Genomic DNA, 15,168 nt, shown 5'->3' on the forward strand with positions numbered 1-15,168 from the left:
CAAGCTGGACGCCCGGTCCGCAATACCCGGTTCACGTACTGGACTGGACGGCGGACGACGCACCGGTCTTCGCACCGGCCTGACCACCGGTCCGCGCACCTGCCTGCGGTGCGAGCTGCCAGCGGTAGAGGACCGCCCGCTCGACCGCGCTCCAGGTGGTGCTGGTCACCATGTAGAGCGCGGCGGCCAGTGGCATCACGGCCACGGAGAAGAGGGTGAAGAAGGACATGAAGGGCGCGAACTTGGCGGCGGACGCGAGCCCGGGCACCGCCTCGCCACCGCCGGCGTTCAACGACATCGGGTTGGCCGCCATCACCAGCTTCATACGGCGGTAGTTGAAGGTGGCCACGGCGGCGACCAGGACGAACAGCCCGAGGTAGACGAGCCCGGCGGCCCCGAAGATCCCGTCCCCGCCGAGTGCGTCGGCCCAGCGGTCGCCGAGCGGCGCGGCGAACAGCGTGTGGGTGAGGAGCCCGTTGGTCCGGCCGCCGATCTCCCGGTTGGAAAAGAGGTGGTAGAGCAGGAAGAACGCGGGCAGCTGGAACAGGCTCGGGAGGCATCCCGACAGCGGCGAGACCTTCTCCTCGGTGTGCAGTGCCATGACGGCCTGCTGGAGCTTCTTGGGGTCCTTCGCGTGCTGTTTCCGCAGCTCGGCGACCTTGGGCTGCAGCGCGGCACGCGCCTTCTGGCCACGCGCCGCCGCACGGGAGAGGGGGTGCACGAGGAGCCGTACGAACGCCGTGAACAGGATGATCGCGACGGCCGCCGAGGAGTTGTGGAAGAGGGGCTGGAGCAGGTCGGCGAGACGGCCGACCAGGTCCGCGAAGGCGGACAGGAACGTGGACATGGGTGAGTGAGCCCTCCGAGGGTCTCGTCCTACCGGAGATTCCGCGGATGCGGAGATCGATACAGCTCGGTATGACGAACCGCGCGGGGATGACGGCTGGTGGTGCTGTGCTCGACGCCGGGCCCTACGCGGTGGTCGTCCGGAGGGCGAGTCCGGGGGCCCGGGGGCGGGTACGGCCTCGGGCGTCGGGGTCCCGTTGCGGCAGGAAGGCCGTACGCCGGGCGCGGTCGCGGATGGCCGTACGGACCCGGGTGGGCGGCGCGACGGGCGCGCAGCGCGAGACGATGAGCGAGCAGGCGGCGAACGCGGACCCGGCCGCGGCGGTCGCCGCGAGGGCGACGGCGGCGGAGAGGGTGCCGGCGTCGAGCAGCGCTACCTCGATGAGGAGGAGGAACAGCGCGGCGGCGGTACGCGGGTTCACCCGGACCGGACTCCAGCTCCGGATCATGCCCACGCCCCCCTCTCGAACGTACGACTGATGATTGTCGGCTGTCGGCTCTCCTGTTGGTTATACAGGATGCCCGGCTCGGCTCAGCGGGGCCGCATCGACGTGAGTGTGCCCCAGACGACCAGACGGTAACGGGACGTGTACTCCGGGGTACAGGTGGTGAGGGTGAGATAGTAGCCGGGGGTGCGGTAGCCGTAGGCCGGCCTGACGGTGGAGCGGGGGACGGTCCTGATCACGCCGTCGTCGCGGGCGGAGGTCTGCGGAAGTGTCCGGTCGACGGTGTACGTGTACACCGCGTCGGCCGTCTCGACCCGCACGGCGTCCCCGCGTCGCAGCCGGTTGATGTACCGGAAGGGTTCGCCGTGGGTGTTGCGGTGCCCGGCGAGAGCGAAGTTTCCGGCTCGCCCCGGCTGCTGGGTGCCGGGGTAGTGACCGACGTACCCCTTGTTGAGGACGTTCGGCTTACTGACGCCCTCGGCGACGGGGACGCGCAGACCGAGTCGGGGGATGCTGAGGATGGCGTACGCCTGCGACCAACTCGGCATGGAGGAGCCGGAGTTGGTGACGCGGGTGCCTTCCTGGCCGGCGGTGGCGGAAGACCCGGCCGAGCTGTCGGAGCCGGAACCGGAACCACCTTCCGGGCTCACCGGGCTCACCGGGCTCCCGCCCCGGCCGACGGGGTTGCCCCACTCCTTCTCCAGGGCGCGCACCTCCCGCTGGGCGCCCTGTTCGGCCTGGCGGTTGGTCCACCACAGCTGGTGGACGACGAGGAGGGCGAGGACCGTGCCGAGGGTGACGAGGAGTTCGCCGCAGCTCCACAGCGCACGGCGGCGAAGGGCACGCCGACGGAGTGTCCGGTGCCGTATCACACGAGCCCGAGCCCGCATGCGTACACCTCCTTCGCCGCCCGTCCACGGGGGCGCCGGGCCGCACGATAGGGCAGACCTCTCCAAGTAACCAGGCCCGTCCGGCGCCGGATCTGTCCGGCCGATCCCTGTGGGCCCCCTTCGTCCAGTGGTTTTAGAAAGCGCTGTCAGAACTCTCGACAACCCCACCCACCACACCTGATGCTTCCTCGTGACATGAACGGAAGGTCGTAATCCGGACGGAGAAGTCATGATCCGACGCAGATCCCTGCTGGCTGCGGCAGGTGGCACGGTCCTCGGCAGCGCCCTGGCTACGGGCACCGCCCGAGCTGACGCGACCATCACTGTCAACCCCGCTGCCAAGTACGGGACTTGGGAGGGCTGGGGCACCTCGCTCGCCTGGTGGGCGAACGTGTTCGGTGCCCGGGACGACTTCGCGGACCTCTTCTTCACCACCAAGTCGGTGACGTACAACGGGACCTCGCTGCCCGGCCTGGGCCTGAACATCGCCCGCTACAACCTCGGCGCGTCCAGCTGGAACAGCGTGGGCGGCACGAGCATGGTGGCGTCGCCGAACATCCCGGCGTTCAAGCAGATCGAGGGCTACTGGCAGGACTGGAACAACGAGGACCCCACCTCCTCGGCCTGGAACTGGTCGGCGGACGCGAAGCAGCGGGCGGCGCTGACGAAGGCGGTGGCGCGCGGAGCGACCACCGAACTGTTCGCCAACTCGCCGATGTGGTGGATGTGTTCGAACCACAACCCGTCGGGCGCCTCAGGCGGCGGCAACAACCTCCAGACCTGGAACTACCGCCAGCACGCCTCACACCTGGCCGCCGTGGCCCTGTACGCCAAGAACAACTGGGGCGTGAACTTCGCGACGGTGGACCCGTTCAACGAGGCCTCGTCGAACTGGTGGACGGCCACCGGCACGCAGGAGGGCTGCCACATGGACTCGACGGTCCAGGCGGCCGTACTCCCGTACATGCGAAGCGAGTTGGACAAGCGAGGCCTGACGGGGATCAGGATCTCGGCCTCGGACGAGACGAACTACGACACGGCCCGCTCGACCTGGGCGGCCTTCGGTTCGTCGACGAAGGCCCTGGTCAACCAGGTCAACGTGCACGGCTACCAGGGTTCCGGCGGCCGCCGCGACCTCCTCTACACGGACGTGGTGACGACGTCCGGCAAGAAGCTGTGGAACTCGGAGACGGGCGACAAGGACGGGACCGGCCGGACCCTGGCGTCGAACCTCCTCCTGGACTTCCGCTGGCTGCACCCCACGGCCTGGGTGTACTGGCAGGTCATGGACCCGACGGCGGGCTGGGCGATGGTCGCCTACGACGAGAAGACGTTGCAGCCGACGACGGTCCAGACCAAGCACTACGTGATGGCCCAGTTCAGCCGCCACATCCGCCCCGGCATGACGATTCTCGACACGGGCGTCGACTACGCGGTGGCGGCCTACGACGCAAGCGCGAAGCGCCTGGTGATCGTCGCCCTGAACACGTCCTCCTCGGCCCAGACCCTGACCTTCAACCTCGGCAACTTCACCACGGTGACGGGCGGTTCGGGCGGTGTGGTCCCCCGCTGGAACACGGTGACGGGCGGCGGCGGTGACCTCTACACGGCCCGCTCGGACAGGTTCCTGAGCGGCAAGACGGTGGCGGTGCCGTTCGCGGCGGGCGCGGTACAGACGTTGCAGGTGGACGGGGTGACCATCTGAGTCGCTGAGGAGTCGGAGCGGAGTCACAGGGGAGTCAGCGGGGAGCCGCTGGGGAGGGGAGGCGCCGCCGGGCCGGGTCGCCTCCCCTCCCCGGCGACCACTCTCATGGACGCCCCTCTTCTTTGACGGGCGTCGGCAGTACGGTGATCCCATGCGCCCCGACACGCCTCCGGAAAACGTCGACCACATCGCCGAAGCGGCCCGCCTGGAGCGGACCGCCGGCCTCTACCCCGAGGACGCCGAACACCTGCTCGTGCAGGCCTCGGCCCATCTGGAACTGGCCGGCGACCGCCCCGCCGCGACAGCCCTGTACGACCGCCTGCTCCAATCCCCGATCACCCTGGAGAGCCCCCATCTCGTACGGGCCCTCAAGGCGTCGAACCTGTGGGAGTACGGCCACGAGGCCGAGGCCCGAGCGATCATCGACGGCGTCCGCGCCGAGGCCCCGCGCGACCCGGCCCCCTGGGTGATCGTCGCGGAGTCGCTGGAGTCCCACGACGAGCTGGAGGCGGCCCAGGAGACGTTCACGGAGGCGGCCCGCCTCCTGATCTCGGACGCGCAGGAACCCCCGTACTCGACCCACCCCCTTCTCTACGGCCGCCACCGCGTACGCCGGATGCTGGGCGTGGCCCACGACGACTGGGACCGGCTCGCGGACACGCTCCACTCGTCGTCGGTGTCACTGGACGAGCTTCACGACCCCAAGCGGGTCTGGTCCCTGGGCTCGGACAACCCGGCGGAGCTGCAGGCGGAGATCTCACGCCTGCGGGCCGAGTTGGGCGCGTTCAGGGAGGCGCTGTCCCGCCCGTTCCCGGTGGCGGTACTGCACTGGCCGGCGGAGGAACTGGCGGAGCTGGTCGCCGCGTATCCGGGCCTGGCGGACGAGTACCCCTCCCATGAGGAGCACCTCGCGACGATAGAGGCGTCCCTGCGCGAGCTGGCGGCGTCCGGCACCGCGAACCTGGGGATCGTGACCGGGACGGTGCCTTCCTACGAGGCGTTCGCGGCGTCGGAGCAGGCCTCCCCCGGCGAGGTGGCGCTGTTGCCGCAGTACGCGACCACTCTGGCGGCCCGGGGGTTGGCCGTGGTGTGGCCCCCGCAGCGGAGCGCTGGGTGCTGGTGTGGGTCGGGGTCGGCTTACGAGGGGTGTCACGGGCGGGTCGCGGTATAGGGACACAGCGGGGTGGGCCTCCCCGGGGAGGCCCGACCGACGGTCTTCAGCCCGTTGTAGTGATCAGCGGGATCCAGTAGCGTCACCGACATGAACACCGGACCGGCGCCTCGACGCCACGCACGGATCGGCTATCCGGTGGAGAGCTGATCACACGGCGGGTGCGACGAAAGCACCCGCTCGGTTCGGCACGCGGACCTCCCAGTACTTGTGCACCCACGAGTCCCTTTTCGTGCCGGACAATGCTGAGGTCAGCCGAATGACAGTCACGTTCAACCACACCATCATCGCCGCCAAGGACCGCCACGAGTCGGCCCGCTTCTTCCGCGAACTGCTGGAACTGCCCGAAGCGCCTTCCTGGGGCCCGTTCATCAACATCCAGCTTGCCGACGGGGTGTTGCTGCAGTTCGCCGAGCCGCCGGTGGACATCCAGATGCAGCACTACGCGTTCCTGATCGACGACGAGCTGTTCGACCGGGCGTACCAGCGACTGCGCGACGACGGCATCGAGCACTGGGCCGACCCACAGATGCGACGCCCGGGCGAGACCAACACCGAGCACGGCGGCCGGGGCGTGTACTTCAAGGACCCTGGCGGCCACGCGATCGAGCTGATCACCCGCCCGTACCTGTAGACGGAGCGACCGCCCGGTCGGGGACCCGGAAGTACGGATCCCGGCCAGGCGGTCGGCTGCTCCGGTCAGTTCAACTCGACAGGAAAGCGAACTCGGCGTCGCGCGGCAGGCCCGTCCCGTCACGACGCTCTCCGCGCCGGAATATGCCCATCAGGTCCCCAATCACGCTGAATCGTGGTTCCGCCCGGCCGGTGACGCGGGCGGAACCACGATTCGCGGGGTCGGGCAGGTGTTACAGGGCGGTGTTGTAGCGCTCGATCATGTGAACGCGGCCGAAGGTCCAGTTGCCTGCGGCGGCTTCCCAGCTGCCTACGGGTGCGCTGAGCCTGCCGTTGGCCTGGGCGGTCCAGGTGAACATTTTCACTCGGCCGTCGCTGTACCCGTACATCGCGCCGAAGTCGTCCTTGCCGTCGCCGTTGTAGTCGCCGGTGACGAACTTCAGGTTCTGGCGCGTCATGTTGCCGGCCGGGGTGGACCAGGCTTCGAAGGGCTTGCTGAACGCGCCGCCGGCCGCGGCGGAGAAGACCTGGATGCCGTCGTGGCCGTCGGCGTAGTCGTACCAGGCTGCCACGTCGTCGCGGCCGTCACCGTCGAAGTCGCCCGCGAACACCGACGTACGGTCCGCGGAGCCCCAGGTGTCGCTCTCCCAGGAGCCGATCGGAGCGTTGAAGCCGCCTTGGGAAGTGGCCGTGAACGTCCAGAGCTTCGCGCGGGTGTCGCCGTACCTGTACCAGACGGCGAGGTCGTCACGGCCGTCACCGTCGAAGTCGCCCACCGCCGGCTTGCCGTTCGTCTGGGTCCAGTTCCCGTCGGGGGTCGTCCAGGACGTGAACGGGGTGTTGAAGCCACCGTCCGATTTCGCCGTGAACGTCCACAGCGTGTCGTGGCCGTCGGCGTAGTCGTACCAGACGGCGAGGTCGTCGCGGCCGTCCCCGTCGAAGTCACCGCTGTAGAGGTCCATGCGGGTGAAGGTCCAACCGGACGTCACCGCCCAGGAGGAGAAGGGTGTCTGGAAGGTACCGTCGCCCTTGCCGAGCCAGGTGAACATCTTCACTTGGCCGTCGGTGTAGCCCTGGACGGCGGCCAGGTCGGCTATGCCGTCTCCGTTGTAGTCGCCGGTGGTGCGCTTCATCTGGTCTGCCGACCAGCTGCCGGCGGGGCCGGTCCAGGCGGCCAGGGGGGACTTCAGCCGTCCGTCGGGCTCCGCGAGAACGGTGTGCACCGCGTCGTGGCCGTCGGCGTAGTCGTACCAGGCGGCCATGTCGCTGCGGCCGTCGCCGTCGTAGTCGTGGCGGAGGGTGCTGCCGCTGGCCCACAGGGACTCGCCCTGGGCGTTCTGGATGACGAAGTTGCCGCGGTCCTGGAGGACGGCCTTGCCGCCCGGGGCGGTGGTCCTGGACTCCCACAGCACGGTGCGGCCATCGGTCCCGATCACGGCGAGGTTGCCGCCGGCGTCGAAGCGGGCGGTGGCACCGGCGTTGCCGGCTGTGCCCGTGGACCACACGGTCGTACCCGCGTCGGAGCGGATGGTGAGGTTGCCGTCGGCCCCCATGGTGAGGCGGGCGGAGTTGGAGAGGAGGTTGTCGCCGGGGAGCATGACGGTGCCCGCGGTGAGTCGGCTGCCGTTGACGGTGTTGTCGAGGCGGGTGGCGACAGCGCCGGTGCGGGTCTCGCTGGAACCGAGACAACCTGCGTTCCAGGAGCGGCTGTTGAGGGCGACCAGCTCTGGGGTGCCGTTGTTGACGCGGACGACCGGGCCGCCCGCGTCGCCCTTGCAGACAGCGGCGGAAGCGGTCTTCGGCGCCAGATTCAGGGTGGTGGTGTCGGAGGCTCCGACGGTGAACTCACCGGTGTGGAGCTGGAGGGGCACCCACTCGTCCTTGGTGCGGCCGAATCCGGCGGCGGTCAGGGTCTCACCGGCGACGGGGGCCGTAGTGGCGAACTTGACCGGGGTGATGCCCGTGGTGGGGGTGGCCAGGCGGGCCAGAACCAGGTCGCGGCCCTCACGCGGCACCAGTTCGACGACCTCGCGGACCTGCCCGGCGGTGGTGGTCAGGTCGCTGCGTCCGATGGTGGCGACGGTCTTCAGCGCGGGCTTGCCCGCCGGCACCGATGCGGTGGTCGGGTCGGCGAAACAGCTGGCCGCGGTGGCGATCCAGCCCGGCGCCACCAGCGCACCGGAGCAGGCACGCTGACCGTCTCCCAGGTCCAGACGTGCGGTGAAGGAGTAGGTGCTGCCGGAGGCCGCGGGGCCGGCCAGGGCCTGTGCCGGGGTGACGGTAAGTGTGCTCGCCACGACGGCGGTGATGAGTGCGCCGCTCGTGAGAGCCACGCGGGTGCGTCTGTCGGACACGTTGATGTTCCTCGTCCTGTTCGTCGGATTCCGCTGTGTCACCTGGGTGGTGAGAGAGGCCTTCTGTCCGGGTGGAGGAGGCGCCCGCGCCAGGTGGGTGAGAGGTACTGCCGACCGGTCGGCTGGTCAGTGCGCCGGTCGATCGGCCGACCTGGGGGTCAACCGGTCACGCGGAGTTCGAGGAGCACGGTGGGAGGTTCGTTGACGCCTTCGCCGACACCCTTGAAGTCGTTCTTGGGCACGTCGACGGTCTTACTCACGCCCTCGGCGGTCAGTTCGGCACGGACCGGGTGCGATTCGGTCTGGATCGCGAAGACATCGGCGAGTTCGAGGGTGAGGTGGCCGGTGCTGGAGGTCACCTTGAAGCAGAACTCACCGGCGCCGACGCGGGTGAGGACCTTGAGCTGGTCGGCGGCCTCGTCGCAGGGGGCGAGGGTGATGCGGCCGTCACCGCGCTTCAGAGTGATGCCCTGCTCGGCCAGGATCTTGTCGGCGCCCGGGTAGTCGAAGGTCTCGACGGCGTACGGCGGCTCGTCGGCGACCGCGTTCCCGGTGCCCGCGTCCGTGGCGGTGCCGGTATTGGCGACCGCGAAAGCGGAAGCTCCGACGAGCGCTGCGGCGGTGATGCCGGAAAGCAGGAGTTTACGGCCGTGGGGGATCAACAGAGAGTTCCTTCCAGGAGCTATACGGAACGAATCCGGAAGGGAAGGTTCAAGGGTGTCTCACACCCGGACCGAATCCCCATAGCACCGAGGCATTCGAATTGCGCTGCAGCCACCCCGTCGCGCCCCCCTGCGGTGGGCTCACGATAGCAAAGGAAAGTTAAAGGTGCACCCAGCTTTTCGGCAACTCTCCACGTATGCTCGCCGGACCGAAATCCGTCACCTGGCATGCCGGTTGGCGCCAGGCCGAGAAATGGGTGGCTGTCACCTTGAGACAAAAATCAGGGCCCCGCGCTGGTGCAACCAGCCGAAGAAGGTTCACAAGCGGAATGAAGCAATCAATGCGGGCAACCTCTCTGGCTGTCTTGATATCGCTCATGGCCGGATTCCTCGGGACCACGCCGGCTCTTGCCCTCGATGACCCCGTATACGGCGACGATCTGAGCAATTCACACATTCCGGCCACGGACCGCGGCAAGGTCCTGCTGGCGTGGAAAGCTGGTGGCCCGGGCATCAAGGCGGCAGCCGAGGCGGCCCTGCTGGGGACGGCCGCGGACGTACGCGAGTTCCTCGACACCGAGCAGCCGCTCGCCGAGCTCAGTGACGACCGAGTGGCCACGGTGCAGATCTTCTCGGCCGGCGGCCGTGGAGTGCGCCAGGCCGCGCAACTGGCCCTCGCCGGTACGCCGGCGGACCTCGACACCTTCCTGAAGACCGGCTGGCAGGCGCCGCTGGAGCAGGACCAGCGGGTCCGGGCCACCCAGATCATCAGTGCCGGCGGCCCCGAGGTGAAGGAGGTCGGCCAGGCGGCGCTGAGCGGCACCGCCGACGACGTCCAGAACTTCATCGTCGACAGCCAGTACGCGGCCCGGGAGAACGACGAACGGGTCCAGGTCGTCCAGATCCTGACCACGGGTGGCCCGGCGACCAAGGCGGCCGCCCAGGCCGCCCTCAACGGCACGCCCGAGGACGTGACGGAGTTCCTGGGGGTGGGTCAGCACATCGCGCGGGCCCGCGACCAGGAACAGGCCACCATCGAGGAACTCGTCGCCCTCGTACAGGAGGCCGGCCGCCAGGCGCAGGTGGAGACCGAGGCCGCCAAGGAGGCGTCGGCTCGTGCGATCGCCGCGACCCGGCTCGCCAAGGAGGCCGCCCAGAAGGCAGCCGCCGAGACCGAGGCCGCCAAGGACGACGCGACCAAGGCGTCCAATGCCGCCGGACGCGCGGCCGACGCCGCCGAGGGTGCGGCCAAGGCAGCGCAGGAGGCGATCAGCGCGTCCAACGCCGCCAACACCTCGGCCCGGATCGCCGCGAACGCCGCGGCGCAGGCCGCGGCCGCCGCCGCGGGCGCCGCCCAGGCCGCGTCCCGCGCCCGCAGTGCGGCCGCCGACGCGGCGACCGACGCGACCAAGGCCGCCGCGGCACGTAAGGCCGCGGAGGGTGCGCGGGCCGCCGCCGCGGGCGCCAAGAAGGCGGCCGAGGCCGCCGGCTTCGCCGGTGACGCGGCCGACGAGGCGGGCAAGGCCGCCTTGGCCGCCGCCGGCGCGGGGACCAACGCGGGCCTGGCCGCCGCCGCCGCGCAGGAGGCCAGCGGCCACGCGAATGTGTCCAGCGCCCAGGCCGCGCGGGCCAGGGCCGCGGCCGCGGACGCCCGCAGGCACGCGGCCGAGGCCACTCGCGCCGCGAACAAGGCGGTGGCGCTGGCCGCCAGGGCCGCGAAAGCGGCGCGCGAGGCCCGCGACGCCGCCAACTCCGCCGCCGTCCACGCCGAGAACGCCGCTGCCGCCGCCGACAAGGCCGCCGAGCACGCCGGTGACGCGGCCCAGGCCGCGGCCGAGTCGACCAAGCACGCGGCGGCGGCCAAGACCGCGGCCGACACCGCGACCACGGCGGTCAACCAGGCCAGGACCACCTTCGACCTGGCCCGTGAGGTCGAGGCCGAGGAGCTGGCCGACCGCAGGTACACCGCGATCGAGCAGGCCAAGTCCTTCAAGATCGCGGACGACGAGCGCGAGTCCCGGGAACAGAAGGACGCCGAGGAGGCCAAGGCCGCCGACGCGGAGGCGCTGCGCCTCGCTGCGGAGGTGAGCAAGCCGGGCGCCGATCTCACCGTCGCCGCCGTACAGGCCCGTAAGGTCGCGCTGCACGTCGCGAAGACCCGCGGCCCCTGGAGCGTGACCACGGCCGAGGCCGCTCTCGCGGGCTCGGACGAGCTGGTCGTCGAATACATCAGGGCCGGCTGGAAGGAAGCGGGCGAGCGGGACCAGTACGCCCGCGTCGTCAACCTGGCCTGGGACTCGGAGTACCCGGCCGTCCGTACGGCCGCGAAGACCGCGCTGGGCGGCGACACCGCCCGGATCGGCGCCTTCATCGCGACCGGGCAGCACGACGCGGCCAAGAACGACTACCGCGTCAGGACGACCCAGCTCATGGACGGTGCCGGCTCCGCGGTGCGGAAGGCCGGCCAGGAGGCACTCGACTCCGGCACGCCGGACCGGATGCGCACCTTCATCCACTCCGGCTACTACACGGCCCGTACGAGCGACGAGCGGGTCCGTGCCGTCCAGTTGAGGGGCGTCGGCGGCCCTGAGCTCAAGGCGGCGGCCGATGTCGCGCTCGCCGGACCGCCGCAGGTGCTGCACCAGTTCATCGAGGTCGAGCGGTTCCGGGCCGTGCGCAAGGACCAGCTCACCGCCACGCACGTCTCGCGGATCCTGGGCCTGATCTCCGGAGCGGCGTCCATCGCCTCGAAGGCGCAGGAAGACGCCGCACTGGCCGCCAAGGTGGCCGCCGAGGCCCGTAAGGCGGCGGCCGAGGCGGCCGAGTACGCCGCGCAGGCCAAGGCGTCCGCGACCCAGGCGGGCGAGTACGCCACGCAGGCCGACGCCCACGCCGACGCCGCCGAGAAGTCCGCGGCCGAAGCGGCGGCCTCCGCCAGGTCGGCACGCGCCGCCGAGGCCAGCGCGAAGAGCGCCGCACGCAGCGCCGACCTGTCGGCGTCCCGCGCGGAGTCCTCTGCGGTGCAGGCACAGCACTCGGCGAGCGCGGCCTGGGCGGCGGCCGACGCCGCGTACGCCTCGTCCATCGCCGCCGGCAAGGACGCCGACGCCGCCAGCAAGGCCGCCGACGAGGCCGGGGACATCGCCTTCCGGAAGCTGCAGGAGGAGATCAGGGAGCACTTCGCGAACCTGGCCGCCGAGGCCGAGGAACGAGGCCTCAAGGCGGAGGACGAGGCGTTCGAGGACTACCTGAACCAGCTCGACGAGACCGACTGGGGGAAGATCCTCTCCGAGGGCGGCCACTTCACCCTCGATGTCCTCGGCCTGATTCCGGGCTTCGGCGAGGCCGCCGACGGCGCCAACTGCGCCTGGTACACCGGCGAGGGCGAACTCGTCGACGCGGGTCTGTCCTGCGCGGGCATGATTCCGGTCGCCGGCTGGGGCGCCGCGGGCGTCAAGTTCGGCAAGTGGGGCGGCAAGGCGGACGGTTTCTTCAAGAAACTGTTCGGCAAGGTGCCGGACTTCCCGGTGTGCGTCAGGAGCCTGAGGCGGACGGCCCAGGCCGCGACGGCCTTCCCCTGCCCGACCGGTTTCGCGAACTTCGGCAACGACGTACTCCAGTCACCGGCGGGCCTGATCTATACGCGCGGCGGCTCGCAGCATCGCATCGAGCACATCATGGAGCACACCAGGCCCAACCCCGACAAGCCCCTGCACGGTGTCTTCAAGGAGAAGGACCAGGAAAAGCTCCTGGGCCTGATCGACGAAGCCTGGGGAAGGGGCGGGACCATCGTGCCCACGAACAACGCCAACAAGGTCACCCGAGTCGACTACGGCGAAGCCATCGGCGACGCGGGGGAGAAATACCTCTGCATCGTCACCCGCGTCGTCAAGAAGAAGGACAGGGTCGTCACCGTGTTCCCGTCTTCCAATCCGGCCTGCCCGAGAAGTTAGGGAACAGGCCTGAGGGACCAGGACTGCAGGGGTGATTTCGCGCTCCTGATCTCATGAGGGTGGCGGGCCCGGGCTCCGGGTCCGCCACCCTTGCCCGTACGAGAACTGATGGAAGGGCACGACATGCAGACGAGGGACCGCATCCGGGCGCTCCTGCTGGAACACGACGATCCCCGCCATCTGGAACGTCCCGCGGACTTCGACCTGGAGACCTCGCGGAACTGCTTCGCCGGGCTGGTGAGCGCCCTCGAAGAACGTTTCGGGCCGTACTGCTCACATGGCCTGGGCCAGGACACCAGTTTCTACGGTGTCATCGATGTGCCGGCGGACACGACCGGCCTCGGCCGGCCCATGTGCGTCACGATGAGCAACTTCGGCGGCTATTTCGTCACCGCGCGAGTGGTGACCGATGAGGGCCCCAGCGGCGAGGCCGGCCTGCCCGAGGAGTTCGTGACGTGGCTCGACGACGTCTGTACGGCGCTGGGGTGCACCTTCGTTCCGTCCGAACTGCTCTGTGAGCCGTACGACGGGCCGTCGGTCCTGTCGGCGGTAGGGGACATGGACATGGTGGCGGCGCTGGTGGCCGCAGGCGCGGTGTGCGAGGACGAGGACGAGGACGAAGACGACGAGGAGCTGGGAAAGGCCGACTGGCACGACCGGTACTTCGAGTACATGTGAGCATCTGCGACGGTGGCTGGCATTGAGTGGTCGCGGGTGGCCGTGCGTGCGTGGTCGCGCGTGGCCGTGCGTCCGAACCACGACGGCGTAGACGTCAACTCCCGGACTAGTTGGGCGTATTCGTCGCGCTGCCCGGCTTTCTGGTGAAGGTGCCGAGGCCGCTCGTGTCGAGGTTCTCGACCCGGACCTTGTCGGCGTGTCCGTCGGAGCCGACGGTGAAGGTCACTCCGGACAGTCCGACGGCGTTCTCGCCCGTGGTCTGATAGCTGAAGGTGTCGCCGTCGTAGTGCCGCAGGGTGAACTTCTGTTTCTTCGGCCCCAGTTGCATGACGAGGTCGGCACCCTGGGCGCTGACGGTCATCGGCCCGTAGAAGTCGTTGGCGTACGTCCCGGTGTAGGCGTCGTGCGCCCTGGCCTGTGCGGGCCGTGCCGGAGGCTTGGCGTAGTCGGTCTCGGAGCGTTCGCCCGCAACGGTCTGCTCGATGAGCGGGCCGAGGAACGTCAGCCAGTCGACCGTGGGCCCGCCCGTCTGCGCGGTGTCGAGGAAGGTCGCGGAGATCGACTCGGGTACGCCGACGGGCGCGCCGTTGGTGAGGACGACGATGCCGAGGTTCTCCGAGGGCAGCAGCGCGACGTTGGTGGCCGCGCCCATCGCGAAGCCACCGGAGTGGCCGAGCTTCAACCTGCCGTGGTCGTCGTAACTGACGTTCCAGCCAAGCCCGTAGAACCCGGCCCTGCCGGTCGGCGCGTGCGGCGGCTCGGAGAGGCTGTGCGGGAGGTGGGTCTCGTCCAGGGCGGCGGCGTCGATGACCCGCCGCCCCTCGAACTCCCCGTTGCCGAGCTGCAGTCGCAGCCACTTCGTCATGTCCCGGACGGTGGAGCTGGCCCCGCCCGCCGGGCTCTGTGCGTCGGCGTCCCGTACGAACTCGGCCTGCCAGGTGCCGCCCTGCTTCACGTGGGTGACGGCCTTGTTCGCGGCCTTCTCGTAGTCGGCGAAGGAGGAGCTGGTGGAGTCCATGCCGAGTGGCCGGTACAGCTTGTCGGCGGACAGTTTCTCCCAGCTGGTGCCCGCCGCCCGCGCGACGGCGACGGCGGCTTCGGTCAGCCCGAAGTTGGTGTACGCATAGCTGGAACGGAACGGGCCCAAGGGTTCGTACCGCAGATGTTCCAGGATGTACGAGCGGTCGTAGCCGAGGTCCTCCAGGATGTCCCCGGCGTGGTCGGGCAGGCCGGTGCGGTGCGAGAACAGGTCGGCGAGCGTGGCGTGGCGGGTGACCCAGGGGTCCTTGAGGGCGAAGCCGGGACTGTACTTGACCACCGGGTCGTCCCAGCCGACGGTCTTCTCACCCGCGGCCGCGGCGACCACCGTCGACGCGACCGGCTTGGAGACCGAGGCGAGCTGGAAGACGGTGTCGGGTCCGACCTTGCCCTCCGCGCCGACCTTGCGTACACCGAAGCCCTTCAGGTACAGCACCTTGTCGTCGTAAACGACTCCGACGGCGACCCCCGGCACACCGGTTTTGCTCATGGCGTCCCGTACGACGCCGTCCAGCTTGTCCACCGCGGCGTCGACCTTGGCCCGGGTGAGGCTCGGCGGCGGCTGAGCCGGCGGGACGGTGGGCAGCGGCGAGGTCCGGGCGGCGGCCCTGTGGACGGCGGCGTCGGCGTCGGCACCCGTCGTACAGCCGCTACCGGCCAGGGCTGCGACCAGGCCAAGTGCCGCAGCGGAGCGAAGGCGCCGGGCGGGCGCAGGATCTATGCGAGACATGTCCTCCAGTGAAGGCCCTGCCCCGACACCTGTCGCATCGGCGAGCCATTCGGGCGACCCAC

Annotated in this window: 11 protein-coding genes; 5 read left to right on the plus strand and 6 right to left on the minus strand. The window is 70.0% G+C overall.

Going from position 1 to position 15,168, the window contains the following annotated elements:
- Positions 1-31: 31 nt before the first annotated feature.
- The 3 genes from QA861_RS41055 to QA861_RS41065 form a co-directional block, all read right to left on the minus strand.
- Positions 32-847 carry a YidC/Oxa1 family membrane protein insertase gene (locus tag QA861_RS41055; RefSeq protein WP_334593977.1) on the minus strand — a complete coding sequence of 272 codons (816 nt, stop codon included), beginning with the start codon at positions 845-847 and terminating at the stop codon, positions 32-34.
- 124 nt (positions 848-971) lie between these two features.
- On the minus strand, positions 972-1,295 hold the full coding sequence (locus QA861_RS41060; protein ID WP_334593978.1) for a DUF6412 domain-containing protein: 324 nt from the start codon (positions 1,293-1,295) through the stop codon (positions 972-974).
- An 83-nt stretch (positions 1,296-1,378) separates the two neighbouring features.
- A complete protein-coding gene (locus tag QA861_RS41065; protein ID WP_334593979.1) occupies positions 1,379-2,182 on the minus strand; it encodes a class E sortase in 804 nt (267 codons plus the stop codon).
- Positions 2,183-2,411: 229 nt separating this feature from the next.
- Between QA861_RS41065 and QA861_RS41070 the strand changes: the two genes are divergently transcribed.
- The 3 genes from QA861_RS41070 (at position 2,412) to QA861_RS41080 (ending at position 5,692) form a co-directional block, all read left to right on the plus strand.
- Positions 2,412-3,887, plus strand: a complete 1,476-nt coding sequence (locus QA861_RS41070; protein WP_334593980.1) for a glycoside hydrolase — start codon at positions 2,412-2,414, stop codon at positions 3,885-3,887.
- Positions 3,888-4,038: 151 nt separating this feature from the next.
- Positions 4,039-5,058, plus strand: a complete 1,020-nt coding sequence (locus tag QA861_RS41075; protein WP_334593981.1) for an SEC-C domain-containing protein — start codon at positions 4,039-4,041, stop codon at positions 5,056-5,058.
- A gap of 259 nt (positions 5,059-5,317) precedes the next feature.
- Positions 5,318-5,692, plus strand: coding sequence for a VOC family protein (locus QA861_RS41080; protein WP_334593982.1), 375 nt, complete (start codon positions 5,318-5,320; stop codon positions 5,690-5,692).
- 232 nt (positions 5,693-5,924) lie between these two features.
- On the opposite strand, the gene QA861_RS41085 is transcribed toward QA861_RS41080, so the two are convergent.
- A complete protein-coding gene (locus tag QA861_RS41085) occupies positions 5,925-8,045 on the minus strand; it encodes an FG-GAP-like repeat-containing protein (protein WP_334593984.1) in 2,121 nt (706 codons plus the stop codon).
- Between the two features lie 158 nt (positions 8,046-8,203).
- Positions 8,204-8,707, minus strand: a complete 504-nt coding sequence (locus QA861_RS41090) for a hypothetical protein (protein WP_334593985.1) — start codon at positions 8,705-8,707, stop codon at positions 8,204-8,206.
- A gap of 377 nt (positions 8,708-9,084) precedes the next feature.
- Between QA861_RS41090 and QA861_RS41095 the strand changes: the two genes are divergently transcribed.
- Positions 9,085-12,660 carry an ALF repeat-containing protein gene (locus QA861_RS41095; protein ID WP_334593986.1) on the plus strand — a complete coding sequence of 1,192 codons (3,576 nt, stop codon included), beginning with the start codon at positions 9,085-9,087 and terminating at the stop codon, positions 12,658-12,660.
- A gap of 123 nt (positions 12,661-12,783) precedes the next feature.
- Positions 12,784-13,338, plus strand: coding sequence for a hypothetical protein (locus QA861_RS41100; RefSeq protein ID WP_334593988.1), 555 nt, complete (start codon positions 12,784-12,786; stop codon positions 13,336-13,338).
- 106 nt (positions 13,339-13,444) lie between these two features.
- On the opposite strand, the gene QA861_RS41105 is transcribed toward QA861_RS41100, so the two are convergent.
- Positions 13,445-15,106 (minus strand): serine hydrolase, encoded by a 1,662-nt coding sequence (locus QA861_RS41105; protein ID WP_334593989.1) that lies wholly within the window; start codon positions 15,104-15,106, stop codon positions 13,445-13,447.
- Between the last annotated feature and the right edge of the window lie 62 nt (positions 15,107-15,168).

The sequence above is a fragment of the Streptomyces sp. B21-083 genome (genome assembly GCF_036898825.1).
Lineage (GTDB): Bacteria > Actinomycetota > Actinomycetes > Streptomycetales > Streptomycetaceae > Streptomyces.

What these genes read in the sequence shown, in the direction of transcription:
- QA861_RS41055 (WP_334593977.1), bottom strand. Translation starts at nt 847, where the DNA reads ATGTCCACGTTCCTGTCCGCCTTCGCGGACCTGGTCGGCCGTCTCGCC.
- QA861_RS41060 (WP_334593978.1), bottom strand. Translation starts at nt 1,295, where the DNA reads ATGATCCGGAGCTGGAGTCCGGTCCGGGTGAACCCGCGTACCGCCGCC.
- QA861_RS41065 (WP_334593979.1), bottom strand. Translation starts at nt 2,182, where the DNA reads ATGCGGGCTCGGGCTCGTGTGATACGGCACCGGACACTCCGTCGGCGT.
- QA861_RS41070 (WP_334593980.1), top strand. Translation starts at nt 2,412, where the DNA reads ATGATCCGACGCAGATCCCTGCTGGCTGCGGCAGGTGGCACGGTCCTC.
- QA861_RS41075 (WP_334593981.1), top strand. Translation starts at nt 4,039, where the DNA reads ATGCGCCCCGACACGCCTCCGGAAAACGTCGACCACATCGCCGAAGCG.
- QA861_RS41080 (WP_334593982.1), top strand. Translation starts at nt 5,318, where the DNA reads ATGACAGTCACGTTCAACCACACCATCATCGCCGCCAAGGACCGCCAC.
- QA861_RS41095 (WP_334593986.1), top strand. Translation starts at nt 9,085, where the DNA reads ATGGCCGGATTCCTCGGGACCACGCCGGCTCTTGCCCTCGATGACCCC.
- QA861_RS41100 (WP_334593988.1), top strand. Translation starts at nt 12,784, where the DNA reads ATGCAGACGAGGGACCGCATCCGGGCGCTCCTGCTGGAACACGACGAT.
- QA861_RS41105 (WP_334593989.1), bottom strand. Translation starts at nt 15,106, where the DNA reads ATGTCTCGCATAGATCCTGCGCCCGCCCGGCGCCTTCGCTCCGCTGCG.